This window comes from Mucilaginibacter ximonensis, assembly GCF_042686265.1.
In the GTDB taxonomy this organism is placed as follows: domain Bacteria; phylum Bacteroidota; class Bacteroidia; order Sphingobacteriales; family Sphingobacteriaceae; genus Mucilaginibacter; species Mucilaginibacter ximonensis.
In genome coordinates, this window is the sequence record NZ_JBHUPD010000001.1 from 1131028 (window position 1) to 1156764 (window position 25737).

Consider the following 25737-nt stretch of genomic DNA (forward strand, 5'->3'; position numbering starts at 1 on the left):
TGTTCGGAGTTTACCCCATAAAAAAAGTAGCCAATAAAAATTGGCTACTTGTCATAAAATGTACCCAGAGCCGGAGTCGAACCGGCACGGTTTCCCACAGGTGTTTGAGACCAGCGCGTCTACCAATTCCGCCATCTGGGCATTGCTGTCACTGAGGTAACCCTCAGAAGCGGGATGCAAATGTATTTAAACTCCGTTTAATTCGCAATAAATATTTGTGAATATTTAACCACGAGCTGATTTACTGTTATTTAAAATAATAAAGCCTATAATCGCGAAGCTACATTACTCATACTCTCTTTAATACGCAACAAATATTTCTGGCGGTAATAAACGTTAGCAATATCGTTGAGGCGGCTTTCTTTGGCTGTATCATCCAACTGTTCGTAGTCGTCAGTTAACTTATAGAGTTCTTCATTCATGTCTCCCTCTATGGCCAAAACTTCGGCAGTGATCTTGCTTAATTCTTCGGTGGTGTCAACTTCCATTAGCCGCTCGTTCACGTCCATCATTTCCATTAAAAAGTCGGCCGGCAACTGTGGTTTAGCGCCTTCAGAAACCAGTCCGTGCAGCTTCAAAATGTACTCAAGGCGCTTTGCAGGGTCGGATAATGTTTGGTAGGCCTTATTATTTAGCGTTGACAGTTCAAGTATTTCCTGCTGTTTGGCGTCGTCCTCGTTGGCGTAAAAATCAGGATGATATTGCTTACTTAGTTCGTAAAATTTCTTCTTCAGGTAAGCAGCGTCCGGATTGAATGATTGCGGAATAGCGTAAAAGTCAAAATAATTGATCATGGCGCAAAGTTAGCGTAAACTTTGCTTTACCTGCTATTCAAACTCTTAATAAAAGCTATAAGGTCTCGTTTTTCTTTAAGCGTTAAATGCAGTTGGTCAGCCGGCAAAGTCTGGTTAAATACTTTAATTCCCGCACCTGCGCCACCACCTTTATTGTAAAAATCAATTACTTCTTCCAAAGTTTTGTAAATTCCATTATGCATATAAGGCGCCGTACGCGCGGCGTTGCGCACTGTAGTCACTTTAAAAGCATGATTATTAAAACCTAGAGGCTGAATAGCTGCAGTGCCCAGATCCGGATCAATTTGCCTGCTGTATTTACTTTTAGGTACACCAATAATTTCGGCTTCCATTTGCATATAGCGCGGTGGCAAAGCCCCATTAAACAGCGGCAGATAATGGCAGGTGCCGCACCTTGCTTTACCCATAAAAAGGTTAAAACCGTTTATTTCTGTAGCGTTTAATGCTTTTGAATTTCCCTGCATATAATCATCGAAACGGCTATTTAATGCCGTTAGACTACGAACATAGCTAGCTAAAGCATTCACTACCTCAAAAGTATCTATAGCTGTGCGATTTTCTACCTGATAGGCCTTTGCAAATTGATTGCGGTAGCTCTCATCCATCCAAAGCTTGCCTATGGCTACTTGCATATCGCCGTGCATTTCATCGCGGTTACGCACCACATCGTTAGCCTGATCTTCGAGCGAAGGAGCGCGCAGATCATAAAACTGCGCCGGTTGTAAAGCAGCGTTGATTAGTGTTGGTGTATTACGCGCGACCAACTTTTTGCCGGTAATGTCCAGATTTTTCGGTAAACCGTCGGTAAAGGCTTTGTCGGGCTGATGGCAGGTACCACAACTGCGTACGCCGTTACCCGAAAGTATTGGGTCGAAAAAAAGATGCTTGCCCAAAGCTATCTTATCTGCTGTAGCCGAATCTTGGGGTGAGGCTATAAATGCGTTTCTATTATAAGCATTTTTATCATACAACGTAGCAGCTTCCTGGTTCAACAGGCGATTATACTTGATATCAGGCAAGTTCAATCGCTTATGTAAAGCCGTCAGCTTACGCGTAAGCGGATTGGCATAACGCGTTATAAATGCGGCGCGGTCAAATTGATTAAATTCTGATTGCCGCATTATATACTTAATCGCCGATTCAAAGTTTATTCGCGCATCATATCTGCTAACTGCCCACTGAACACCTTGCAATGCCGCCGCCGACTCATTAAAACAGTTTTGCAGCAAAGGATCATCAAAATTGTTCAAACCCAATATCTCTATCTTAAAAACCTCCAGCTTGGCCGCGTCGAGTATCTGCCAGTCCTGTATATCTGCATGCTGAAAACGATCTTTACAAACTAAAACATTTTGAGTTAGCCGCTTTAAAAGTCCTCTCATCTCGACTTTTTTGGAAGTTGCGATAGTTGGGAAAATATCAGCTTCAATAACCTGCAAACCATCGGGCTGAATAATTACCCCGCTTAGCTCGGCCTCAGGTACCGGCGGACCGTTAACTAACCGGGTATTTACCGGATCAAAATATTCGGCTGCCCATTCTATACGCTTATAAACCAGCCGTAACTGTTTAAAGCGGTATTGCAACTGCGCCTTATGTGCTGCATCAAACGGCGTAGAACGCAACAATCCGACCGCCTTTAACAGGCTGTCGGATTGTTCTATTAATTTCTGTTGAATTTGTTTGGGCGGGCTATTGTCAGACTGTCTCAATGAAAGCAATGACACCGAAATGGCAAGCAACGCCCCAACTGCAATAATTTTAAAAGTTAAACGCATGGCTAAACGGATCGGCTTTTGCGTCGCGATCGGTCAATGGTTTGATGCCCCAGCGCTTTTCAATAAAAGCCAGGATACTTACAGTTTCATACTGAGTATGATCAACGTAGCCTTTTTTAGCGAAAGGCGAAATAATCAATGCAGGGATACGTGAACCCGGCCCCCATTTATCAATAGTTGGGGGCGCTACGTGATCCCAGAAACCGCCGTTTTCATCATAAGTTAAAATGATTACGGCATCTTTACCATTCGGTCCGTTCAATACAGCATTAATTATTTTAACGGCATGTTCTTCGCCTTGCTTGATAGACGAGTTACCCGGATGCTCATTTTCAACACCGGTAGGTTTTACGAAAGATACTTCAGGTAGCGTACCATTCTTGGCAGCTACAAAAAAATCGTCCTCATCTTTTAAATGTTCTTTACGATCTTTCGAGCCCGGCGTATAACGGGCAAAGTAAACAATTGGTTGGTGATGGTAAGAAAAACCTGGATCAGCATTCCCGGCGTCGGCTTTGTTCCACCCTCCCGCGTACCAGGCCCACGAAACGCCTTTATCGGTTAAACGGTCGCCGATGTTGGGGCCGGTTTGTATTGGCACCAGCGCAGCGGGATCCTCGTTTTTACGATGCAGGTTAACCGAATTCAAAGTGTTTACCGCGTAATCATCAGGAGTTACAGAACCATCTTTAATCAATTTGCCTGAAGCATCAAGCTTAGCTTTCATAACCTCGGGAGCATTGGGGAATGTTGGCGACGCTGCAGCCACCAGCCACTGGTGATTCAGGAACGACCCGCCAAATGCGCTATGAAAAAAATTATCGCAAAGCGTATATTTTTTTGCCAGATCATACAAAGGGATATCGGCGGTTTTATAATAACCCATAGCCAGGCCTTTAGAGTTATTATACACCGCAAATTTATCCATCTTGCCACCGTCTATCTGCTCCTGTTCCTGGTAAAAGCGGTGTGTAACGTCCGGCGTTATCTGGTCGGCTGGTACATACTGGTCTATGTTAAATAAATTGTTGGGCAGATTGGTTGGAAAAGCACTGCTGCGCGGAATTGGCGGCAGGGTTTCAAAAACTTTCCCATTGGCATCAACCTGAACTATATTTTCTTTTTTAGCTTTATCTAAACCGTTAGCACCCGGAAACTGCCCCCATAAATTATCGAAGCTGTGGTTTTCCATATAGATCACCACCACATGTTTTACTTTTTTTATCTGTGCATTTGCAGACACAGCGCCAGCCAGGCTCAATGCTGCCACAATTGAAATACGCTTATTGAACTTAGTTTTCATCAGAGAAAAAATATGCTACGAATATAAGATTATCATCGGCCGGTTGACGTTAACGCTGTATTAACTTTCGTCCGTTTAACCTGGCTATATACCTCATCCAGCGCTTGCTGAAATGTAGTAACCCAAATTTCCTTTTTATGATCTTTCAGATAATTAAGGAGTTGCTGATGCGCATCGGCAGAAATTCGGATATAATCGCCGCCTACCCCATGAATCATGATTATGCCCAGACCCCCTTTTTGTACCACATTTTTTACATAAGCAATTAGCTTATCGCCGTTCTCACCACCATCTAATCCGTATGACGGGATCCGTAAGGTGTCCAGATCTTTAAAATCAGTAATTATCGTACTGCTATCGCCGCCAATGCGGGCATATTTAGCTACCCGGTACCTGCGCAGTGAATCTACATAGTCTCTACCTCCGGCCAGCGTCTCGGCACATGGGTATGCAAAAGTTCTTTTGGTTTTACCATCTACGGCAAACAGCCAGCGGTCCATAACCTCTATTTCGCGTATCATACCATAAGCTGTATAGTTTTCGGATTTGGCCGGATTATCCTCAATGGCCAAACACGGATGATAAAGCGTATGATTGCCCAGCTCATACCCTTTTTTTGCCAGTTTACGCCATTTGGGTATGCTGGTACTATCAATATCGCTGGTAAGAAAAAATGTAGCTTTAAGACCTGATTTTAGCAGTTGCGGCACCGCATTATTTAGCTGCGAGCGCAAGGCATCGTCATAAGTGAGCACTATGGCTGCTTTTTTGTTTTTGGGCCAGTGTACCTGTTGGGCACGAGTCAATACGGGCATGAGCAGACACGCCATTAGCAGAAATCTAACTCTATCGATATTAATCAGTTTTACCATAGTGTTATCGCAAAGCTAAAATTTATTACGATGTATGAAAATGTAACTAAGTAAAAGCTTTGTGATCTAAGGTTTATTTAACATCTTTAAACGATTAACTTATAAACCGTATCAATATAAAATGGGACTGTTAGGCAGACTGATGAATGAATTTATCGACGTCATTGAATGGGTCGATAATACACAAAACACTATTGTTTGGAAGTTTCCGCGTTACGACAACGCTATCAAAAACGGCGCAAAACTGATTGTTCGCGAATCGCAAGCCGCAGTTTTTATGAATGAAGGCGAAGTCGCCGACATATTTATGCCGGGAACTTATAGTTTGGAAACTAATAATTTACCGATATTAACTACACTTAAAAGCTGGAAATATGGATTTAATTCGCCATTTAAGGCCGATATCTTCTTTGTAAGTTTAAGGCAGTTTACCAATCAAAAATGGGGAACAAAAAACCCGGTAATTGTGCGCGATGCCGAGTTCGGTCCGCTTAGGTTACGTGGTTATGGTACTTTTAACTTCAGGGTTAATGATCCGAAGAAATTCATCGGCGAAGTATCGGCAACTAATCCTGATTTTATTGTTGAAGAGATTAATGAGCAACTGCGCAATATCATTACCTCTCGCGGTATGGACGCTATTGCACAATCAAGAATCCCGGTTTTAGATATCGCATCGCACTACGACGAGTTAGGTAAAAGCATAAGCAATATCATCACGCCTGATTTTAACGAATTAGGTTTAGAGCTAAGCAAATTGCTTTTAGAAAACATTTCCTTACCACCCGAAGTTGAGCAAATGCTGGACAAACGCAGTAGCATGGGTATTATTGGCAATCTGGGCGCTTACGCTCAATTTGAAGCTGCCAACGCGATGGAGAAATCCGCAGAAAACTCAATGGGTGGTAACTTGGGTGCTGCCGGTATGGGTTTAGGGGTTGGCGCTGCTATGGCCAGCCAGATTGGCAACGTGTTTCAGCAAAATCAGTTTAACCCGAATACAGGCAGCGATGTGCCGCCGCCTGTCGCGCCTTCCATACAATATCACTTTGTAAATAATGGAGCTGCCGATGGGCCGCATACCTTTGCGGAGATCAACGTTCTGATCAATAACGGCACTATCAAAAGAGATACTTTGATCTGGAAAAAAGGCATGGCTAATTGGGTTGCCGCTAACACGGTTGATGATGTAGCCACATTATTTGACAATTTGCCTCCGGCTATCAGCTAAGCGACAAACCCTTCGACTAACATGGATCAGTTATCTGAAATAGCTCAGTTAAACAGCACACTGAAGTGTGATGGCTGCGGCGCATCTGTACACTTTAAACCGGGTACAGAAAATTTGCAATGCGATTATTGCGGCAAGGAAATTCACCTTGATAAAATTCAGGATGAACTTAGTGACCAGCCACCTATTGATTTTGACGATTATTTAGCATATACGCAATCAAACCGATCAACGGCCGATGTTAAAATGGCCAGTTGCAGCGGTTGCGGTTCAACTACTGCGCTAGACGCACTTTCTGTGTCTGATAAATGCCCGTTTTGCGGCTCTCCGCTGGTGCTCGACCCAAAGAAAGAGATACAGTTTGTAAAGCCCCATTATGTGCTGCCTTTTGCTTTAAGCCGCGACGAGGCTATCAATTTTTACACATTATGGCTAAAGTCTTCCTGGTGGACGCCGAATGACCTGGCAAAAACAGCTTCGCAAAACTCGGCGGGACTAACGGGTATGTATCTGCCATACTGGTTATATGATACCGTGGCCGAAACTGATTATACAGGTGAGCGCGGCGACTATTATTACACCACCGAAACTTATACAGAGACGGTAGATGGCGAAGAACGTGTGCGCACCCGGCAGGTAAGGCATACTGCGTGGTCGCCGGCATGGGGGCATGTAACTACCAATTTTGAAGGCATTTTAATACCGGCCAGTAAATCATTGCCGGATAAAACTTTGGATGCTCTTGAGCCCTGGCTGTTTGAAAAATCGGTGATGTTTGATGAGCGTTACCTGGCAGGTTTCAGGTCTGAGACTTATGCCATCGACCCAAAATCAGGCTTTGATATTGCGGCACAACGCACTTTGTCTCAAATTGAAAGTGATATTTGTAATGATATTGGCGGCGACGAGCAACGCATTAACAACAATAATATAGACTATACTGAAAAAAAGATCAAACAAATATTGCTGCCTGTTTGGGCCAGTTCATATCGTTATAAAGACAAGGTATATCAATTTACCGTAAATGCCACTACCGGCGAGGTTATTGGCAAACGGCCAAAGAGCATTGCCAAAATTGTGCTGCTGGTTTTATTTATTTTGATAGTGATTGCTTTGGGGGTAATTTATTTCGGCAACCGATAGTGAGCCATTTATCTTACTAATGCCGTCAACTGTAGCTTCATTTTTACATGCCGGTATTTTAACTTGATTTATATTTATGGCAATTAATCAATCAAACATGATCAGACACATTACCAACCTGGCTTTTTTTACCATGCTTTCGGTAGCAGCTGTAGCACAAACGGCTCCGCAAACGGGGCAGCCTCAGCGAAGACGCTACCAACCACGCCCCTACACTTTAACGGTTAACGACATAGCAAAAACCAAAGTTGACACTGCTAAATTAGGCGCCGCATTCAGAGCTGCATATCCGGCATTTGCTTATGCCGACGGTTACCGAACCAAACGTGAAGTAACGATGCGCATTATTGATACTGCAAAAAACTTTACCTTGTCTGCCCGCGAAGGCGAAATTGTAGCAAATGCTACATGGATCAAAAACAAAAAGAATCTGGCAGGTTTCCAGCAGTCTTTAAATGATGCTTTGCACAAAAACTGGGTGTCTGTAGATACCATCAAAAAGAATGGTTACTCATTGGTTTTCATTAACAAAAATGAGAAATTCAATCCTACTGTGCAGAAAAATCTGATCAACACCTATTTTGAAATTTATCCAAAACTGTGTGATATGTTTAATCACAAAGCTACTAAGGATGTAATTTTTGTTACAGATACAGCTTACAAAGGCGTAGCCGAAACCAGCGGTAGCCGCATTTTATTTGCTACCCATTACATGAACCAGCACCCTTACGATATCGACGTGGTAACGCACGAATGTACGCACATTGTACAAAGCTATGGTTACAGCTATGGCCGCGATCTGGTTTGGTTAACAGAGGGTATTGCCGACTTTATGCGCTATAAATTTGGTGTAGATAACGTGGGTTCAAAATGGTTTCTGCCCAACTTTAAATCAACACAAAGCTATAAAGACAGCTACCGGGTAACTGCGCGTTTCTTTGAGTGGATGGATCAAAAAATTAAACCGGGCATGATTGTACAGATTGACGAGGCCCTGAGAAATGGCTCGTTTAAACCCACCATCTGGGCTGATATGTCGGGCGGCAAATCGCTTGATGAATTATGGGCCGCTTATGCAGCTGACCCGGATTTACATCTGGTTTACAGCAGTGAGAATCCGTGATAATTAATTACTTTAATAAACAAAGCCCGGTACATTGTATTGGGCTTTGTTATTAATCTGCTAAATTTAGCTCCCAAATTATTTAAGATGTTTAAATCTTTACTACAATTAAAAAACATTGCGTTAGCTAACCTATTTTGTTTAAGCGGATTAATTGTGTCGGCACAAACCAACCTTAACAAAAAAGCCGCATCCGAACTTGCGGCAAGCGAACTAAAAGCTCAATTAGCTGCGCACAAGCCGAAAGCCGAAACCGAATGGACCGCTAAAAAAATTCAGTATAAAAACTTCACCATGAAGTTTACTACGCAGATTTTTGGCGACAAGCCAGCTGATGGCCGCAGCCTGTACATTTCATTACATGGCGGCGGGGGTACCGCTCCTGCTGTAAACGATCAGCAATGGGAAAATCAAAAGAAACTTTATAAGCTTAAAGAAGGCGTTTATTTTGTCCCGCGAGCACCGGTTGATGCCTGGAACATGTGGCACGACTACCCGATGGATGAACTGATTGCTGAAGTAGTTAAAGATGAAATTGTGTTGGACGACGTGAACCCTAATAAAATATACGTTATGGGTTACTCCGCAGGTGGCGATGGCGTTTTTCAACTTGCTCCCCGCCTGGCCGATTATTGGGGCGCTGCCGCTATGATGGCCGGTCATCCCGGCGACGCGCAGATTCTGAACTTAAAGAACCTTCCATTTGATGCGTTTGTTGGCGGCAAAGACGCAGCATATCACCGCAATGAGTTAGTGGCCCAATGGGGCGCCCGACTTGATAGTTTACAAAAAGTGTACCCAGGCAGCTTTGAACACAGACTGCATGTTTATCCGGATTTGCCACACTGGATGAATCGTAAAGATACCATTGCCGTTCCGTGGCTGGCATCCCATAAAAGAAACCCGATACCGAAGGATGTGATCTGGATTCAGGATGATATCCTGCGCGATCAGTTTTATTGGTTGGGTACTGATATAGCTAGTGCAAAACAAGGTCAGAAAGTACGGGTTAAAATAGATGGTAATAAAATTGACATTATCAACAACCAGGATGATATACTTTACATCTTCCTGAACGATAATATGTTAAACATGGATAAAAAGGTTGCCGTGAGCATTAACGGCAAGAAGGTATTCAAAGGTAAAGTGTCACGCAGCCCCGATATTATCAGGCAGACAGCAGCTGTCCGCTTAGACAAAGACCTGATATTTAGCGGAAGGCTAACAGTGAAAAATGGCCGGGTAACCAACAGTTAATTATAACGTAAGGAAGTTATTACAATAACCCTTTAAGGATAAAAGATTACTATAATTGAAGCCGATATGCGCTTTACCGGCGCTGCCCTCTAAATCAATATTGAACCAACATATAACAATGAAGATCAAACATCTTTTCTTTACGCCGTTGCTTTTTGTGAGTACGGCATTTGCACAACAACAACCAGACCTGGTACATTATGTAAATACGTTACAGGGTACAAATTCTGAATTTAAATTAACCAGAGGTAACACTTATCCAACAACAGCCCTGCCCTTCGGCATGCATACATGGACACCGCAAACCGGCAAAAACGGCGATGGATGGAAATACCAATACATGAAGGATCATATCCGTGGTTTTCAACAGGCACACCAGTGCAGTTCATGGACCCGCGACTATGCCGTCTTCTCGCTGATGCCAATGAGCGAATTGGTCGTTGATGAGGACAAACGCGAAGCTAAGTTTAGCCATGCCAATGAAATCGCGAAGCCAAACTATTATAAGGTTCAGTTTGATAATAAGATCACTACAGAGATTGCTCCTACGGAGCGTGGTGCTCATTTAAGATTCACCTATCCGTCGGGCCAGAAAAGTTTTTTGGTGCTTGACGGCTATATCCGGTTAAGCGGCGTAAAGATCGATCCGAAAGCTAACCGCATTACGGGCTGGGTAAACAATGGCGAAGGCTTTAAAAAAGGCTGGAAAAGCTATTTTGTAGTACAATTTGATCAACCAATAAAAGCGTACGGCACCTGGGACAATAAAACCAATACCACCCATGCCGACTCAACCGAAGCTGAAGGGCAAGGTAAGGGCGCTTACGTTCAATTTAAAAACGGCGCTAAAGTGCAGGTTAAAACGGCATCTTCATACATCAGTCTTGAGCAAGCCGAACTTAACCTGAAACGCGAATTGGGTAATGACAAAACTTTAGAACAAACCAAAGCTAAGGCAGCTGCGGTTTGGAATAAATCATTAGGTAAAGTTGTGGTTGAAGGCGGCACTGAAGCCGACCGGGAAACTTTTTATTCTTGTTTCTTTCGCGCCAGTTTATTCTCACGTAAATTTTATGAGCTGGATGCTTCTGGTAAACCTGTTTATTTTAGTCCTTATGACGGTATGGTACACCCAGGCTATATGTTTACTGATACCGGCTTCTGGGATACTTTCAGAGCGCAGTTCCCACTCAATGCACTGTTACAAACCGAAATGCACGGCCGCTATATGCAGGCTTTAATTGACGCCTATAAACAATGTGGGTGGCTACCGGCTTGGTCTTTCCCTAGTGAGGGTGGTAGCATGGTGGGCAATCATGGTATTTCTTTATTGGCCGATGCCTGGGCAAAAGGTATTCATACTTTTGATCCTAAAGAAGCTCTGGATGCTTACTTCCACGAAGCCACTAACAAAGGCCCATGGGGACCGGCAAATGGTCGCGAAGGCTGGAAAGAATATTATGAATTAGGCTACGTTCCTTACCCTAACTATCGCGAATCGACCGCTAAAACTTTAGAATATGCATACGATGATTGGTGCGGTTACCAGTTAGCTAAAATGACCGGCAACCAGCACTATATGGATGTTTTTGCGCGGCAGATGTATAACTATCGCAACGTTTACAATCCGGCTACTCATTTTATGGAAGGCAAAGGGCCGGATGGTAACTGGAGGCCAAACTTTGACCCAATAGAATGGGGCGGCCCGTTTACTGAAGGTAACTCATGGCATTATACGTGGTCGGTTTTTCATAACATCCAGGACTTAATCAATATGATGGGTGGCAATGCCAACTTCAATGCTAAATTAGACTCTGTTTTTTCAGTTCCGAATGCTGTTAAAGTTGGTACTTATCGCGGCATGATTCATGAAATGACCGAAATGGTGGCGGCCAATATGGGGCAATATGCACATGGTAATCAGCCAATCCAGCATATGATCTATCTGTATGACTATGCCGGCGAGCCATGGAAAGCTCAATTTCATGCACGCGATGCCATGTACAAATTGTATAATGCTACCGAAAACGGTTATCCGGGCGATGAAGACCAGGGGCAAACATCGTCATGGTATGTGTTAAGCGCGTTAGGCTTATATAGCGTAACACCGGGAACCAACCAATACGCTATTGGCAGTCCGATGTTCAAAAAAATCACCCTGAACCTGGAGAACGGAAAGAAATTCGTAATTGATGCACCGGCCAATGATAAAGATCATGTGTATATCCAGTCGGCCGAGTTGAACGGTAAGGACTTTACCAAAAACTATATCACGTATGACCAATTAACTAACGGCGGCGAGTTGAAATTGATCATGAGCGACAAGCCAAACAAAAGCAGAGGTACCGCTGCCGGCGATAAACCATATTCATTAATGAACCAATAAATGTTTAAAGCGGGATTAATATTTGCAGGCTGTTTGTTGAGTGCCCAACTAATTTGGGCACAGGGCAGGCAGTCTGCAAATAGCAATCCGTTGGCGGGCACTATTGACTTTCATTGTCATGCCGGGCCTGATGTGTCCGGTCGCTCTTTAAGTGATCTGGATTTGGCCCGATTAGCAAAAAAGGACGGCATGCGGGGCATCGTCCTCAAAAATCATTACACCATGACGGCCGACCGGGCCGAAACGGCTATGAAAGAAGTTGGCGGTATAGAGGTTTTTGGTGGAATAGCTCTTAACCGCTCTGTTGGTGGATTAAATGCGGAGGCCATCCGTCGCATGGCTGCCATGGAGGGCCATCGTGGTAAAGTAGTTTGGCTGCCTACCGTTGATGCTGAGAATAACTTTGAGCATGGCCCGGGGGCCCGCAAATTTGTAAGCGTTGTAAAAGATGGCAAGCCAGTGCCTGAAATGGCTGAGGTGTTTCAAGCTATTGCCAAAAACGACCGGATACTCGAAACCGGGCACTCCACTCCTGCCGAGTCGTTGATCTTGATACAGGCGGCCAGATACGCCGGTATTGGTAAGATTATCGTAACACATGCCCAGCTTTTGGGCGCCACTGTTCAACAGATGAAACAGATGGCAGACATGGGCGCTTACATTGAGTTTTGCTGGCAAAGCTATCTTGCCAAAACCGGCAACAAAAATGACGGCGACAAAAAAGCAGTTGCCGAATGTGTTAAAGTTATTCAGGCTATCGGGGCTGATCGTTGTATTATTGATTCTGATCTGGGCCAGCCGGGAAATCCATTGCATCCGGATGGAATGCGGGCCTTTATCTCGTCTCTAAAAGCTAACGGTATGAGCGAACATGATATTGACCTCATCGCCAGAAAAAATCCGGCTAAGCTTTTAGGTTTACCTACGGAGTAGTTTGCACTTTATAAAACCAATTAAACCTGATGAAAAACGTATTATTCGCTGTAATTGCTTGTTTATCGTTTGCCGGCGCCTATGCTAAACCGCAACCGGCAGTTAAAGCCAGGATCACCAAGGCGCCTTATGGCGAAATTGATGGCAGGCAGATTTTTCAATACACTTTGACCAACAGCAATGGCATGCAGGTGAAAGTAATTAATTACGGCGCCACCATTACAGACATCATTACCCCGGATAAAAATGGCAAAATGGGCGATGTAGTTTTGGGCTTCGATTCATTAAAACAGTATTTAGGCCGAGATAACGCCCTGCTGGGGGCTGTGGTAGGCCGCGTGGCTAATCGCATTGCTAATAAAAGGTTTATGCTTGATGGCAAAGAGTATATCCTCATGTCAAACATTCACGGCGGACCGAAAGGTTTTGACAAACAGGTGTGGAACATCGAAGAAATGCCCGGCAAAGAAGTCGCCTTAAAACTCACCTACTTTAGTAAAGATGGTGAAATGGGTTATCCGGGAAATTTGAATGTAACGGTAATTTACACCCTGACCAACAATAACGAGTTGAAACTGAACTATTCGGCAACAACTGATAAAGCAACGCCTGTGGTGCTTACCAACCACACCTATTTTAACCTGGCCGGCAATACTGCTAAGGTAACCGACTGGAAACTGACCATCCTGGCTGATCAATATCTGGAAGCTGATAAAGATGTGATGCCGAGCGGTAACCTGCTTGATGTGAAAGGCACCCCTTACAATTTTACCGAACCTACAGCAATTGGTAAAAACATTGCTGCCACCGGTAATGGCTATGACCTGAGTTATGCCCTGCGCAATAAATCTGGCGAGATGGCTTTGGCGGCCATGGCTTATGAACCTTTAAGCGGACGGTTGATGCAGGTTTATACCACTGAGCCCGGTTTGGTTGTTTATACCGGTAACCATTTCAGCGAACGCATTATTGGCCGCGACGGCCTGCATTTCAACAAGTGGGGTGCGCTTTGTTTAGAAACCCAGCATTACCCCGACGCACCCAATCACGCAAATTTCCCCAACGTAATTCTAAGACCCGGCGAGACATTCAGATCAGAAACTGTTTATAAATTTTCAGTGAAAAAATAACTGTTTCTGCTTGTGTGGTGTTTCACCAAATGTGAAACACTTTGAAACAGTAGTAAAAGTTTAAATAACCGCTATAAAAAACTAACAATAAGTTATTTATACAAAATAATCCCAAAACCTGATTTTGGAGTGAAACACTTTACGTGAAACACCTTATTTAACCAAAATTGTGATGAAAACCATCGGCCTATAACTCAACTATAGGCGCTTTAAAATGCGTGTTTTGTTACTTCTCTTCATTGTAGGCGATTTGCATAAAGCCAAGTACTTCGTTATTGATATCCTCTATATGGAGTATCCGCAAATGATGGTTAAACTGCTGTGAGCCGGGCACCTGCCCTATTTTTTGAAAGCAAAAATTATCCTTATAGGGCTTCCCGAACGGAAATACCACATGAATAAAATTCTTTCCTAGTTGTGTTACCCAGGCAATGCGTTTATGCGCGTTGGATATGCCGATCATTGTTTTGGTAGGCTCGATAAGTATATCACCCACCTTTTCAAATTCTGTTAAGAAATGATGATACAGCGTCAGGGTATGCGCTGATTTACCGGTGAGAAATTGAGCGATGCGCGGGTCCTGGTTCATAAATATATTTCCATTCACATTCTGTCATTTCGACCAACGGGAGAAATCTATACATAGACATGAAATCCATGCTTATGTGTGTATAGATCTCTCACTATCGTTCGAGATGACAACTTGAATAGTTATTACCCTAATATAGGCAAAATAGCGTCCCCGCCCCAACGTTCTTCAATTCCGAGCCCAAACAAGGCAAAATCATACTTAACGGGGTCTGCCGGGTCAAACTCCCTCAAACGCTGTGTTAGTTCAATGGCGGTTTGCCAGTCGGTTTGTTTGCGGTTAATGAGTTTGAGATGCCTGGCCACGCGGTCGACATGCAGGTCGCAGGGCATGATGAGTTCTGAAGGTTTAATCTGGTTCCAGACACCGAAGTCCACGCCTTGATTGTCCTTTCTGACCATCCAGCGTAAAAACATATTCAAGCGCTTGCAGGTCGACTTCTGCGAGGGCGATGATACATGTTTTTTGGTGCGATGCGGGTAATCGGGCAACGAAAAGAAATATTGACGGAAATGATTTAGATATTCTTCTACAGGTTCAATAGCAAGGCTGTCACCCTGAGCTTGTCGAAGGGCGCGCGGAGAGGCCTGCCCGTTATGCTTCGACGGGCTCAGCATGACAGCGCTCTTTGCCTTATCTGTTGATGATATAAAAGCATCTTCCAACGACTCATGCCGTTCATAATGATATCTGAAGAAAGCAATAAAATAAAGCGTATCAATATCATTAAACGTGCGATGCTTAAAATGCAGCAGCTTTTTCAGATCGATCTCCTGGTGATTCATGATAAAATCATGCGGGGCGCCGTCCATCAGGTCAATCAGTTCTTTACATTTTTTAATGATGGTTGGGCGTTGTCCCCAGGCCAGCGTCGCCGCCCAAAAGCCCACAATCTCGATGTCCTGTTTTTTGGTGAACAGATGCGGGATGCTTACCGGGTCGTTTGCAATAAATTGAGGTTGATTGTATTGCGCGACTTTGGCGTCGAGGAAGGATTTGAGATTATCTTGCATTTTATAAGAGGTTGTCATTCTGAGCAAAACGAAGAATCTTATAAAAGCGATATAGCAAATCGTATAAGATTCTTCGCTTTGCTCAGAATGACAATAAAGAATAGTGTTTACGCCAGCGCCTGCTTCAAGTCATCCAGCAAATCATCCACATCCTCAACCCCAACGCTTAAACGTAGCAGGTTGTCAACAACACCCACTGCCTCGCGGGCTTCTTTAGGTATGGAAGCATGTGTCATGGTAACCGGATGATTAATAAGCGACTCCACGCCTCCCAAAGACTCAGCCAGCGAGAACACTTTGAATGATGACGCTACGCGGAAAGTTTCCTGCAGGTCTGCTCCTTTTAACGTTATCGAGATCATTCCACCAAAATCGCGCATTTGCTTTTTGGCGATCTCATGGTTTGGATGGTCGGTAAAGCCCGGCCAGTATATCTTGTCTACTTTAGGGTGTGTTTTCAGAAACTCAGCTATTTTACGGCCGTTTTCGCAATGCGCTTTCATACGCAGATGCAGCGTTTTAATACCCCGCAGCACCAGGAAGCTGTCCATCGGCCCCGGCGTGGCGCCGCAGGAGTTATAAATAAACCAAAGGCGTTTATACAGGTCTTCATCGTTCAACATCAAAGCACCCATTACCACATCGCTATGGCCGCCAATGTATTTGGTAACCGAATGCATTACCACATCAGCACCCAGATCAATCGGATTTTGCAGGTATGGTGAGGCGAAAGTATTGTCAACCACCGTCAACAAACCCTTTTCTTTACCAATTTTGGTTACCGCAGCAATGTCAACAATTTGCATGGTTGGATTAGTGGGCGTTTCAATCCAGATCAGCCTGGTATTGGCATTTACGTGCTCGCGGATAATCTCCGGATTTGAAAGATCCAAAAAATGAAACTTAATGCCGTAGTTGGCAAATATCTTAGTGAAGATTCTATACGAACCGCCATACAAATCATTACCGGTAATCACCTCATCGCCCGGTGCTAGTAATTTCATCACCGCATCGGTAGCGCCCATGCCGCTTGAAAAGGCCAGCCCGAATTTAGCGTTCTCCAAAGCTGCCAAACACGCTTCCAACGCCTTGCGCGTCGGGTTAGTGCCGCGCGAGTACTCAAACCCCTGGTGCTCACCCGGCGATTTTTGCCAATAAGTTGAGGTTTGATATATCGGTGTCATTACAGCACCGGTTGATGGATCGGGCTCCTGCCCTGCGTGAATTGCTTTTGTTGCGAATTTCATACTTATGGTTGATTAAGTTGATTGGGTTGATTGGGTTGATTAGGTGAGTGGTTGCTTAACTCAATTCATCGACCTTTTTCTTTTTAAGATATTGGATATAACCGTTCAACAATCTTAAGCAGCTATCATACTCTAGTTGAAAATCATCAAGGGCAGATTGTTCGATAATTTTTTCATCGACGGCAATCATTAAATGATCGAGGGTTTCAGATAACGAACCACGAGCCATGATACAAAATCGAATATTATCCTGGTAATGAAAACGGCCGTGTCCTTCTGCTATATTATTTCCAACAGAACGAGAAGATCGTATAATTTGGTCTCCGAGTCGGTACTTTTCTTCTGAAGGAAATCTTTTAGCCAAAGCCGATACCCAGATTCTAATTTTTCTGGATTGTTTCCAAACTTCAAGTTCTGTAAAGGAAGCCATGGGTTAGTGAACGGTCGAGTAAGTTAATTAGGTGAATGGTTGATTGAGTGAATAATTTTTAAATCTAAATAAAGTTTTTGATGATAGACAAGTCTTACCACTCGCTCATTAAACTTAATCAACCATTCACCTAATCAACCACTCACCCAACATTAATACGCTCGCGCAAACAGAACGCGCTGCGTACTCGGCTTACCGGTCAAAATACACTTACCTTCTTCTTGCTTGTTATTTAAAGGAATACAACGTATGGTGGCTTTAGTTTCGTCTTTGATGCGTTGCTCGGTTTCAGGCGTACCGTCCCAGTGTGCTGACAGGAAGCCCGGTTTTTCATCCAATAATCGTTTAAACTCTTCGTAATCGTTAACCTCGGTGGTGTTTTCGGTACGGAAGTTAGCGGCTTTTTGGTAGATGTTGGTTTGGATCTCGGCCAATAGGGCTTCGATGGTATCAGCCAAACCTTCCTGATTTACAGTTTCTTTAGTTTTTGTATCACGACGGGCCAGTTCAACGGTGCCGTTTTGCATATCGCGGCTACCAATGGCAACACGCAGTGGTACGCCTTTCAATTCGTATTCAGCAAACTTGGCACCAGGGCGATGTGTATCGCGGTTATCAAATTTCACAGAGATACCTTTGGCTACCAGTTCTTTTTTAAGCCCGTTTACATAGTTGGTGATATTTTCCAGTTCTTCGTCATGCTTGTATATCGGCACTACAACCACCTGTATAGGCGCCAGTTTTGGCGGTAATACCAAACCAGCATCATCAGAATGCGCCATGATCAGCGCGCCGATTAAACGGGTTGAAACGCCCCATGAGGTAGCCCAAACGTAATCCAGTTTATTTTCTTTGTTGGTGAACTTAACATCAAAAGCCTTAGCAAAATTTTGGCCTAAGAAGTGCGAAGTACCTGCCTGTAAAGCTTTACCATCCTGCATCAAGGCTTCAATACAATAAGTATCCAAAGCACCGGCAAAGCGTTCGTTAGGTGTTTTACGGCCCTTCACTACCGGTAATGCCAAAAAGTTTTCTACAAAATCGGCATATACCTCCAGCATTTGCTCGGTTTCGGCAATAGCTTCTTCGGCAGTGGCGTGCGCGGTATGTCCCTCCTGCCATAAAAACTCACTGGTACGCAAAAACAAACGGGTGCGCATTTCCCAGCGCATTACGTTGGCCCACTGGTTAACCAGGATAGGCAGATCGCGGTATGATTGTATCCAGCCACGGTAGGTGTTCCAGATAATGGTTTCAGATGTAGGGCGGATAATCAGCTCTTCTTCCAGCTTTGCTTCCTCATCGACAATAATATTACCATCGCCATCATTTTTAAGGCGATAGTGCGTAACAACAGCGCACTCTTTGGCAAAGCCTTCAACGTGGCTGGCTTCTTTTGAAAAGAATGATTTGGGGATTAGTAAGGGGAAGTAAGCATTGCTGTGACCTGTGTCCTTAAACATTTTGTCCAGTATGGATTGCATCTTCTCCCAGATAGAATATCCATAGGGCTTAATGATCATGCAGCCCCTAACTGGCGAATACTCAGCCATATCGGCCTTTATAACCAGGTCGTTATACCATTGCGAATAATCTTCTTCTTTACTAATAACACCTTTACTCATTTGTAGCAGAATATATTTTGACTATTTAATTACTTAGATTTGTGGTCAAATTTATAAATTTAAAACTTAACGGCGCGGCAAATTAAACCTTCGGCGCAAATAATAGTCTATAGCTGCAAACCAAACCTGCAATGAAAAGGAACCTGTTAAAAGTAATTATTCTGTTCAGTGCTGTTACACTGAGTTCCTGCGCTACCCTTGCCGACTTGTCGAACCCCAAACCGTTTGGCGATGACGTATATTACACCAAAGCAAAGGCCGGCGTATCCAATACTTATGTGCCTGAGTATGTCTCCCAGCCACAGGAAACAATTGTCAGAAACGACGACTATTATTACTACGGCGATTATGAATCGCGCATCAGGCGTTTTGGCTATGCCTCGCCATTTGATTATGATGATGACTATTACGGCAGTTATATACCCTATTCGCCATCAGCATATGCAGATACCACCAAGTATGCCTACAATCCAGATGATTATACCGATGACGCTTACTATGATGATTTAGGCGTTTACTCAGCCTATGATTTTGGGTATGGCGACTATTGGGGCTACGATAACTTTTGTTACGGCCTGGCTTATTCAACTTTTATTTATAGTGGTGGTACACGGGCTACACACAGCAGAGATTATTCTTACTCGAACAATAACGACGGACCTGTTTTCAGCAAACCCTACAATAGCCGTTTTGGCGATGACGCTTATATAGGCAGAAGGGGCCAGTTTGGTATCACCGTGAAAAGAGTACCAACCGATTACGACCCTAACGCTGGCGGATTGGTATTTACCAAGCCGGGGACAGTTAGCGCCAATGGTTATAACAGACCGGTATTCACCGGCGCCCGCCCGGGTGGCAGCAATGCGGTATACCCCGGTCGCCCGGGTACTAATCCGGCTTCAACAAGCTCAAACGGTACTACTTTAGCCGGCACCAATCGCCCGATACGGCAAGCCAGCGAAGCACCACGATCTCAGACAGAAACTTCACAACCAAGCTTTCAGCGCAGTTCTTCTCCTCCGCCTTCCTCTTCAAGCAGCAGTGGTGGCAGTTCAGGCGGTGGCGGCGGCAGACCGGTTAGGCCATAAGCATCAATATGAAATTTAGATATACCATTTTATTAGTTGCATTTTTAGCAATTAGCACGCATAGTTTTGCCCAATATGCTAAGGATGCGGTACGTTTTTCGACTGCCCAAACCGGCACCACCTCTTGCCTGAAAGCTATGGGAAATGCGACTACTGCCGTTGGCGGCGATATGAGCTCCATCAGTGCGAACCCGGCCGGATTGGGTTACTTTACCCATTCAGAAGTTAGTTTCACGCCCGAGTTTGACAGTTACAGCAATAAAACCAGCTATATTGGTCAGCCAAGCGCCGCCACCAGAAATACGCCGAACTTTAACAATGCCGGAGTTGTATTTTACAATCAGCTCTCAAAAAACGCCGGTACCGACAGAAACAGAGGCTGGTTAAGTTTGAATGTGGGCCTGGGGTATAACCGTACCAATAATTACTACGAAAAAGTACAATACGGCGCAAAAAATAGCGCCAATTCCATTACAGACTATTACGCAAACCTGGCTAATTCGCAAGGGCTTACGCAGGGAAGCCTGCAGGATTGGGCATCACAGTCGCAACTGATAGATGCTTACGGTACCGCGACACACTTTCAAAGCAATACCTTCCCCGGCGTGCAGCAGGCAGGTTTTATCACCCGTACGGGTGGCGAAAGCGGCTACGATATTTCTGTGGGAGCTAATTACAGCAATAAGCTTTATTTGGGAATGGGTGTCGGCATTGGCGAGATACGTTACCACACCAATACCAGTTTTGGCGAAACCGGGCAATTGAGCGTTTTAGAAAACGGCAGCGCTGTTACCCGGGGTTTTAATTCGGTTTATTCTCAATTTCAAGACACCAAAGGCGAGGGTTATAACTTCAAATTTGGGGCGATGTACAAACTTATCGAAAATGTGCGTGTAGGCGGGGTAATTACCACCCCTACTTTTTATACGGTCGACGATTCATTTAACGAGGGGCTCACCAACAAACTAAGCAATGGCCCAAATTACAGCAACGGCCCGGTTGAGTATCCGCTAACTTACAATATGCGCACGCCGTTTAAGTTTGCGGGCGGCTTGTCTGTGTTTCTGGGCAACATTGGTTTTATTACCGGCGATGTGGAGCGCGTCGACTATACCACCACCCACATCAGCAGCAATGACACCTACACCAGCGATTATGACAACGGCCTTATCAAAGCCAATTACCGTGCGATAACCAATTACCACGCAGGGGCCGAGATTAAGGTTGCCGACACTTTCTTTTTGCGTGGTGGGTACGGTCTGCAAGGAAATCCGCTTAAAGGCGGTGCAGACACTAAAATGATAACCGGGGGTTTAGGCTATCGGGTTGGTAATTATTATGTGGATGCAGCTTACATTAATGTAAAAGGCTCACAAAATGTCACACAATACGATGCGGGGCCGGCTACACCTGCCGCAGCCGTCAGTGCAACTAACAATAACTTCTTTTTAACTATCGGATTAAGATATTGATCAGCTTAAGCTAAACCAAAAGAGCCGACTAAACAATCGGCTCTTTTGGTTTAATATATTTTCTGACTGGGTTAATCTTCATTCACAAATGAACGCAGCATCCAGGTATTTTTTTCCTTGAACTGCATAAAGCGGTTCACCATGTCGTTAGTACCGTCATCGCCGGCTTCGGCGGTAAGTTCTAAGAGTTGGCGCTCCATTTCAATAAGCTGAGCCATATCTTCAATAATGGCTTTAACCATTTTAGTATCTTTCAGGCCAATGGTGTCAATTTCTTTTAAGGTAGACGTTTTGATATAATCATTAAAGGTGCTGTACGGCGCTTTACCCAGGGTGAGAATACGCTCGGCCAGTTCATCAATTGTAAGCAGGGCCTGGGTGTATAATTCTTCAAATTTAAGGTGCAGGGTGAAAAAATTCTGGCCTTTAATATTCCAGTGGCAGCCTCTTAGCTTTTGATAGTGTATGTGGTAATTAGCCAATAAATCATTTAAATGATCTACAACGGGTTTTACTTTGCCTTCTTTAAGGCTGATTTCTTTTGCGTTCATAGTGGGTAATTGTTGTGTTTGTGATAACAGTTGCTAAATGCTTTTGTCGCCTAAAATTACTAATCCTATCAATATTAAATAGCATATTTGTATCCTTATGACTATGCTATTACCATCCATCAATAAGCCTCTTAACGGAGTTATCTGGAGAATGGAAATTGATAGCCTCAGTGATACTATTTACCTGGAAACACGTACACCCGAAAAACAGGTTTCTTTTACATCCATCGATCTTGCTACCGGCAAAACCAATTTTGAAAACTATACCACACCCGAACGCTGGCTCACCGGTATAGAGGCTGCTTACGACGGTGTTTTGCTGCTGCACGGCTATCAATCAGAAAACTCACCGGTACATAAAGGGCTAACCGCTATAGATAAAAATGCCCAAACAGTTTGGAGTAATTATGCTTACGCCTTTGACCATCTAACTGTTAACGGCGCCGTTGTTTTCAACACACAATTTCAGCCCAAAAAATTATTTTTGATTGATATCAAGACCGGTGCAACACTCAGGCCGTACAACCCGTGTATTGATTTAGAGGTGAATACAAGCATTCAATTTCCAACCGCGGCTTTACCGTCTGATTTAGATTTTGAAGTACACGGAAACATTGTACAATCCCTATACTACAATAAATTGAGAATTGTATCTTTGCACACTTTAAGCAAGGGGCAGCTTGAACAACGTCTGTTAATTACTGACGCAGCGGCTCTGGTATTCGAAGATTTATTAAATACCGATATACAAAAAATGCAGCCCGAGTCGTTTATCCTGTATAAAAGCTTGGTTATTTACATTAAAGACAAAGCAATTTTAAAAGTAATTCCCCTTATAAATTACTGAATAAGAATTTATTATGAAATTAAAAACTTTATGTTTACTGGCATCCCTGATCGTCTCATCAACTACACTCTTTGCAAAAAATAAACTTACCGACTCGATTGGTATTGAGAACCTGGATGGCAAAAAAGTAATCTTACATAAATTAGATCCAAAAGACAATTACTACTCAATAGGCCGTCGTTACAATGTAAAACCCGGCGAAATCATTAAATTTAATAATAACGCCCCACTTAAAATAGGTGGCATTATTAAAGTACCTACCAACAGGTCATTTCTTGAAACCACCAAACCGGCGGTAGTACAGCAGGCCAGCAAACCGGTAAGCGCGCCACCTGCGCAGCAACAACCGATAGCCAAACCTGATACACAGCCAAGCCAGTCGCCTACTAACTCGGGGCTTGCGGCGCAGCAATACAAAGTGTCGGCCGGCGAAACCCTGTATTCAATCGCCAAACGCTTTAACTCAACTGTTGAGGAATTAACTAAACTGAACAACCTGACAAATACTACCGTTACTCCCGGCCAGATCATCCAGGTAAAACCAAGCACACCAGATGTTGCGGCTCCTGCTGATGCACTTCGTACCACACCAAAAACCGATTCAACCAGCTATGTAAGCAGCCAGGACAGTGCTGAAAGACATATAAATGCCAACAGATACGGCTTATTCGAAAAAAGCGAAAAAGGCGTAGCCACCTGGATAGATGACACCAGTTTGGACCCCAACAAAAAATTGGTTTTGCACCGCACTGCCCCTATCGGCACCGTAATAAAAATTACCAATCCAATGACCGGTCGTACTACTTTTGCCAAAGTGGTGGGGCGCTTAAATGACAGCGAATCAACTAAAGACGTGATTTTGGTGATGACCAAAAACGTGGCCGAATCAATTGGTGGCTTAGATAAACGTATCCACGTAAACATTAGCTACGGCTCGCCTAATGAATAAACCCTATATTATTGGCATAGCCGGTGGCAGCGGCTCTGGCAAAACGTTTTTTTTAAAACGATTTCTGAATCATTTTTCTGATGAAGAGGTTTGCCTGATTTCGCAGGACGACTATTATTTTCCGGTAGCGCAGGATATGACACCCGAGGAAAATAAGCTTTACGATTTCGACAAACCATCGACCATTAATGCTGATCAATTTGAAAAAGATATCAAAACCCTGATATCCGGCGAGGTCATTTACAAGGAAGAATATACTTTTAACAACCCCAATATAGTACCTAAAATGCTGGAGATTAAACCGGCACCTATAGTTATTATTGAGGGACTTTTTATTTTCCATTTTAAACCCATAGAAGAGCTGCTGGACATGCGTATTTTCATCGACGCGCATGAATCTGTAGCACTTGAGCGCCGCCTGAAACGCGATCTTATTGAACGCGGTTACTCGCACGAGGATGTGATGTATAAATGGACAAACCACGTGGTGCCCGCTTATAAAGAGTTTCTGCTGCCTTACAAAGACGGCTGTCATAAAGTAATAATCAACAACTCAAACACCGCTGAAGGTATCCAGGCTGTAACTGATGAGATTTCTGAGGAATTGAGAAAACAGGTGTTGGGTAAAGCATAGTCCGCCTACCCATACAAATAACGTCATCCTGAACTTGTTTCAGGATCCTAACCGGCAATCTAGATTTTATTGCCCCATCTATGCTTTAAGATGCTGAAACAAGTTCAGCATGACGGATAGTTTTATGACGATTGATTTCATAACGGATAGTTTTCTATATCGTCATTTCAGGCACATCCCCTTCAATAACCAATTTCCCGGCCGTGGCTTGCTTTATTTCTTCGACGGATATTCCAGGCGCGCGTTCCAAAAGTTTAAATCCACCTCCAGGTAAAACATCCAGCACAGCTAATTCTGTCACTATCTTTTTAACACAACGCACGCCCGTTAGCGGAAGGCTGCACTGAGGTAATAGTTTTGATTCGCCGGCTTTATTGACATGTTGCATGGCGACAATAATATTTTCGGCAGAGGCAACCAGGTCCATAGCGCCCCCCATACCTTTAACCATTTTCCCGGGAATCTTCCAGTTCGCGATATCGCCGTGTTCTGACACCTCCATTGCTCCAAGAATGGTAAGGTTAACCTTCCGCGCGCGTATCATCCCAAAACTCATTGCCGAATCAAATACGGCCGAGCCTGGAAGCATGGTGATGGTTTGTTTACCGGCATTAATCACGTCAGCATCCTCTTCTCCTTCAAACGGAAATGGCCCCATCCCCAATAATCCATTCTCTGACTGCAATACTACGTCCATATCCCCCGGGATATAGTTAGCTACCAGTGTAGGTATACCAATACCAAGGTTTACGTAGTAGCCGTCTTTTATTTCTTTAGCAATACGTTTTGCTATTCCGGTCTTATCCAGCATAATCAGTTAATTTCTTTAAATAATATTTAGGCGACTCAGTGTATCCGTTTCTTTCATAAAACCGATGTGCGTCAACCCGGTGCTCATTACAATGCAGAAAAACACGATCACAATGTCTGTCTTTAGCCAGTTGCTCGGCACGCTCTAATAGTACAGCTCCAATACCTGAGCCACGGGTATCAGCATCGACACAGAAATACGTTATATGGGCAAAGTCACCCAGGGTTAACTGCGAGATAAAGTGCATATCAATAAAACCGACTACCCGTTCATCCTGCTCATAAACCAGTAATTCATGATCGGGATGATCGATTAAAAAGTCGATTTTGCCGGCTATCAATTGGCTGTCGGCAGGATAACCTAATTGGGCCAATAGTGTACTTATCGGGGGCGCGTCAATCATTTTAGCTTTTCTGATCATATTTTTTTCAATATCAATTAAGCTTGTCATTCTGAGCAAAGCGAAGAATCTTATACGATTTGCCTGCAATTTTTATAAGATTCTTCGCT

Annotated in this window: 24 protein-coding genes and 1 tRNA gene; 12 read left to right on the top strand and 13 right to left on the bottom strand. The window is 43.9% G+C overall.

The genetic code is table 11. The annotated features are described in order from the left end of the window. Positions 1–61: 61 nt before the first annotated feature. The 5 genes from ACFS5N_RS05085 to ACFS5N_RS05105 all read right to left on the bottom strand — a co-directional run bounded on the left by ACFS5N_RS05085 (position 62) and on the right by ACFS5N_RS05105 (position 4768). Positions 62–141, bottom strand: a tRNA-Leu gene (locus ACFS5N_RS05085). 125 nt (positions 142–266) lie between these two features. After that, positions 267–794, bottom strand: a complete 528-nt coding sequence (gene hscB / locus ACFS5N_RS05090) for a Fe-S protein assembly co-chaperone HscB (protein WP_377182892.1) — start codon at positions 792–794, stop codon at positions 267–269. Between the two features lie 26 nt (positions 795–820). Then, positions 821–2593, bottom strand: coding sequence for a cytochrome-c peroxidase (locus tag ACFS5N_RS05095; RefSeq protein ID WP_377182894.1), 1773 nt, complete (start codon positions 2591–2593; stop codon positions 821–823). Further along, positions 2577–3896 (bottom strand): alkaline phosphatase family protein, encoded by a 1320-nt coding sequence (locus ACFS5N_RS05100; RefSeq protein WP_377182896.1) that lies wholly within the window; start codon positions 3894–3896, stop codon positions 2577–2579. Before ACFS5N_RS05100 ends, ACFS5N_RS05095 begins: the two co-directional genes overlap by 17 nt. A gap of 32 nt (positions 3897–3928) precedes the next feature. After that, positions 3929–4768: a polysaccharide deacetylase family protein gene (locus ACFS5N_RS05105; RefSeq protein ID WP_377182898.1), complete on the bottom strand. Its 840-nt coding sequence runs from the start codon at positions 4766–4768 to the stop codon at positions 3929–3931. 121 nt (positions 4769–4889) lie between these two features. Here ACFS5N_RS05105 and ACFS5N_RS05110 point away from each other — a divergent pair, with 121 nt between their 5' ends. The 7 genes from ACFS5N_RS05110 (at position 4890) to ACFS5N_RS05140 (ending at position 13971) form a co-directional block, all read left to right on the top strand. Beyond that, entirely contained in the window at positions 4890–5999 is a 1110-nt protein-coding gene (locus ACFS5N_RS05110; protein WP_377182900.1) for an SPFH domain-containing protein, read from the top strand. A 21-nt stretch (positions 6000–6020) separates the two neighbouring features. Further along, complete coding sequence (locus ACFS5N_RS05115) at positions 6021–7142, top strand: hypothetical protein (RefSeq protein ID WP_377182902.1); 1122 nt, start codon at positions 6021–6023, stop codon at positions 7140–7142. Between the two features lie 97 nt (positions 7143–7239). Continuing rightward, positions 7240–8265, top strand: a complete 1026-nt coding sequence (locus ACFS5N_RS05120; protein WP_377182904.1) for a basic secretory protein-like protein — start codon at positions 7240–7242, stop codon at positions 8263–8265. Between the two features lie 87 nt (positions 8266–8352). Then, positions 8353–9522 (top strand): hypothetical protein, encoded by a 1170-nt coding sequence (locus tag ACFS5N_RS05125; RefSeq protein ID WP_377182906.1) that lies wholly within the window; start codon positions 8353–8355, stop codon positions 9520–9522. Between the two features lie 118 nt (positions 9523–9640). Continuing rightward, on the top strand, positions 9641–11908 hold the full coding sequence (locus ACFS5N_RS05130) for a GH92 family glycosyl hydrolase (RefSeq protein ID WP_377182908.1): 2268 nt from the start codon (positions 9641–9643) through the stop codon (positions 11906–11908). Then, positions 11909–12841: a DUF6282 family protein gene (locus tag ACFS5N_RS05135; protein WP_377182910.1), complete on the top strand. Its 933-nt coding sequence runs from the start codon at positions 11909–11911 to the stop codon at positions 12839–12841. A gap of 29 nt (positions 12842–12870) precedes the next feature. Then, positions 12871–13971: an aldose epimerase family protein gene (locus ACFS5N_RS05140; RefSeq protein WP_377182912.1), complete on the top strand. Its 1101-nt coding sequence runs from the start codon at positions 12871–12873 to the stop codon at positions 13969–13971. Positions 13972–14197: 226 nt separating this feature from the next. On the opposite strand, the gene ACFS5N_RS05145 is transcribed toward ACFS5N_RS05140, so the two are convergent. The 5 genes from ACFS5N_RS05145 to proS form a co-directional block, all read right to left on the bottom strand. After that, positions 14198–14560 carry a DUF5655 domain-containing protein gene (locus ACFS5N_RS05145; protein ID WP_377182914.1) on the bottom strand — a complete coding sequence of 121 codons (363 nt, stop codon included), beginning with the start codon at positions 14558–14560 and terminating at the stop codon, positions 14198–14200. Between the two features lie 125 nt (positions 14561–14685). Next, positions 14686–15573, bottom strand: coding sequence for a TIGR02757 family protein (locus ACFS5N_RS05150; protein WP_377182916.1), 888 nt, complete (start codon positions 15571–15573; stop codon positions 14686–14688). 107 nt (positions 15574–15680) lie between these two features. Then, entirely contained in the window at positions 15681–16820 is a 1140-nt protein-coding gene (locus ACFS5N_RS05155) for a cystathionine gamma-synthase (RefSeq protein ID WP_377182918.1), read from the bottom strand. Between the two features lie 55 nt (positions 16821–16875). Then, positions 16876–17250, bottom strand: a complete 375-nt coding sequence (locus ACFS5N_RS05160; RefSeq protein WP_377182920.1) for a four helix bundle protein — start codon at positions 17248–17250, stop codon at positions 16876–16878. A 152-nt stretch (positions 17251–17402) separates the two neighbouring features. Next, entirely contained in the window at positions 17403–18875 is a 1473-nt protein-coding gene (proS, locus tag ACFS5N_RS05165) for a proline--tRNA ligase (RefSeq protein WP_377182922.1), read from the bottom strand. A gap of 131 nt (positions 18876–19006) precedes the next feature. Between proS and ACFS5N_RS05170 the strand changes: the two genes are divergently transcribed. Continuing rightward, positions 19007–19963 carry a hypothetical protein gene (locus tag ACFS5N_RS05170; RefSeq protein WP_377182924.1) on the top strand — a complete coding sequence of 319 codons (957 nt, stop codon included), beginning with the start codon at positions 19007–19009 and terminating at the stop codon, positions 19961–19963. Positions 19964–19971: 8 nt separating this feature from the next. After that, entirely contained in the window at positions 19972–21435 is a 1464-nt protein-coding gene (locus ACFS5N_RS05175) for an OmpP1/FadL family transporter (protein WP_377182926.1), read from the top strand. 71 nt (positions 21436–21506) lie between these two features. Here the strand turns inward: ACFS5N_RS05175 and ACFS5N_RS05180 are convergent, their stop codons facing one another. Continuing rightward, the gene (locus tag ACFS5N_RS05180) at positions 21507–21986 is read right to left on the bottom strand and encodes a Dps family protein (protein WP_377182928.1); all 480 of its coding nucleotides are present in this window, start codon (positions 21984–21986) and stop codon (positions 21507–21509) included. 97 nt (positions 21987–22083) lie between these two features. Between ACFS5N_RS05180 and ACFS5N_RS05185 the strand changes: the two genes are divergently transcribed. Genes ACFS5N_RS05185 through ACFS5N_RS05195 form a run of 3 tightly spaced genes read left to right on the top strand, consistent with a single transcriptional unit; the run spans position 22084 to position 24416 of the window. After that, positions 22084–22833: a DUF4905 domain-containing protein gene (locus ACFS5N_RS05185; protein ID WP_377182930.1), complete on the top strand. Its 750-nt coding sequence runs from the start codon at positions 22084–22086 to the stop codon at positions 22831–22833. Between the two features lie 13 nt (positions 22834–22846). After that, a complete protein-coding gene (locus ACFS5N_RS05190) occupies positions 22847–23782 on the top strand; it encodes a LysM peptidoglycan-binding domain-containing protein (protein ID WP_377182932.1) in 936 nt (311 codons plus the stop codon). Beyond that, a complete protein-coding gene (locus ACFS5N_RS05195) occupies positions 23775–24416 on the top strand; it encodes a uridine kinase family protein (protein ID WP_377182934.1) in 642 nt (213 codons plus the stop codon). The genes ACFS5N_RS05190 and ACFS5N_RS05195 overlap by 8 nt, the downstream gene beginning before the upstream one ends. 154 nt (positions 24417–24570) lie before the next feature. On the opposite strand, the gene ACFS5N_RS05200 is transcribed toward ACFS5N_RS05195, so the two are convergent. Together ACFS5N_RS05200 and ACFS5N_RS05205 are read right to left on the bottom strand one after the other, a co-directional pair. Beyond that, entirely contained in the window at positions 24571–25227 is a 657-nt protein-coding gene (locus tag ACFS5N_RS05200) for a 3-oxoacid CoA-transferase subunit B (RefSeq protein ID WP_377182936.1), read from the bottom strand. Further along, positions 25217–25678, bottom strand: a complete 462-nt coding sequence (locus tag ACFS5N_RS05205; protein ID WP_377182938.1) for a GNAT family N-acetyltransferase — start codon at positions 25676–25678, stop codon at positions 25217–25219. The genes ACFS5N_RS05200 and ACFS5N_RS05205 overlap by 11 nt, the downstream gene beginning before the upstream one ends. Positions 25679–25737: the final 59 nt, after the last annotated feature.

Bases quoted from the DNA above. Each gene is read 5' to 3' on its own strand.
- ACFS5N_RS05200 (WP_377182936.1), bottom strand. From the start codon at position 25,227: ATGCTGGATAAGACCGGAATAGCAAAACGTATTGCTAAAGAAATAAAA.
- ACFS5N_RS05150 (WP_377182916.1), bottom strand. From the start codon at position 15,573: ATGCAAGATAATCTCAAATCCTTCCTCGACGCCAAAGTCGCGCAATAC.
- ACFS5N_RS05155 (WP_377182918.1), bottom strand. From the start codon at position 16,820: ATGAAATTCGCAACAAAAGCAATTCACGCAGGGCAGGAGCCCGATCCA.
- ACFS5N_RS05095 (WP_377182894.1), bottom strand. From the start codon at position 2,593: ATGCGTTTAACTTTTAAAATTATTGCAGTTGGGGCGTTGCTTGCCATT.
- ACFS5N_RS05185 (WP_377182930.1), top strand. From the start codon at position 22,084: ATGACTATGCTATTACCATCCATCAATAAGCCTCTTAACGGAGTTATC.
- proS (WP_377182922.1), bottom strand. From the start codon at position 18,875: ATGAGTAAAGGTGTTATTAGTAAAGAAGAAGATTATTCGCAATGGTAT.
- ACFS5N_RS05170 (WP_377182924.1), top strand. From the start codon at position 19,007: ATGAAAAGGAACCTGTTAAAAGTAATTATTCTGTTCAGTGCTGTTACA.
- ACFS5N_RS05140 (WP_377182912.1), top strand. From the start codon at position 12,871: ATGAAAAACGTATTATTCGCTGTAATTGCTTGTTTATCGTTTGCCGGC.
- ACFS5N_RS05145 (WP_377182914.1), bottom strand. From the start codon at position 14,560: ATGAACCAGGACCCGCGCATCGCTCAATTTCTCACCGGTAAATCAGCG.
- ACFS5N_RS05120 (WP_377182904.1), top strand. From the start codon at position 7,240: ATGATCAGACACATTACCAACCTGGCTTTTTTTACCATGCTTTCGGTA.
- ACFS5N_RS05195 (WP_377182934.1), top strand. From the start codon at position 23,775: ATGAATAAACCCTATATTATTGGCATAGCCGGTGGCAGCGGCTCTGGC.
- ACFS5N_RS05160 (WP_377182920.1), bottom strand. From the start codon at position 17,250: ATGGCTTCCTTTACAGAACTTGAAGTTTGGAAACAATCCAGAAAAATT.
- ACFS5N_RS05190 (WP_377182932.1), top strand. From the start codon at position 22,847: ATGAAATTAAAAACTTTATGTTTACTGGCATCCCTGATCGTCTCATCA.
- ACFS5N_RS05105 (WP_377182898.1), bottom strand. From the start codon at position 4,768: ATGGTAAAACTGATTAATATCGATAGAGTTAGATTTCTGCTAATGGCG.
- ACFS5N_RS05115 (WP_377182902.1), top strand. From the start codon at position 6,021: ATGGATCAGTTATCTGAAATAGCTCAGTTAAACAGCACACTGAAGTGT.
- ACFS5N_RS05125 (WP_377182906.1), top strand. From the start codon at position 8,353: ATGTTTAAATCTTTACTACAATTAAAAAACATTGCGTTAGCTAACCTA.
- ACFS5N_RS05205 (WP_377182938.1), bottom strand. From the start codon at position 25,678: ATGACAAGCTTAATTGATATTGAAAAAAATATGATCAGAAAAGCTAAA.
- ACFS5N_RS05180 (WP_377182928.1), bottom strand. From the start codon at position 21,986: ATGAACGCAAAAGAAATCAGCCTTAAAGAAGGCAAAGTAAAACCCGTT.
- ACFS5N_RS05135 (WP_377182910.1), top strand. From the start codon at position 11,909: ATGTTTAAAGCGGGATTAATATTTGCAGGCTGTTTGTTGAGTGCCCAA.
- ACFS5N_RS05175 (WP_377182926.1), top strand. From the start codon at position 19,972: ATGAAATTTAGATATACCATTTTATTAGTTGCATTTTTAGCAATTAGC.
- hscB (WP_377182892.1), bottom strand. From the start codon at position 794: ATGATCAATTATTTTGACTTTTACGCTATTCCGCAATCATTCAATCCG.
- ACFS5N_RS05100 (WP_377182896.1), bottom strand. From the start codon at position 3,896: ATGAAAACTAAGTTCAATAAGCGTATTTCAATTGTGGCAGCATTGAGC.
- ACFS5N_RS05110 (WP_377182900.1), top strand. From the start codon at position 4,890: ATGGGACTGTTAGGCAGACTGATGAATGAATTTATCGACGTCATTGAA.
- ACFS5N_RS05130 (WP_377182908.1), top strand. From the start codon at position 9,641: ATGAAGATCAAACATCTTTTCTTTACGCCGTTGCTTTTTGTGAGTACG.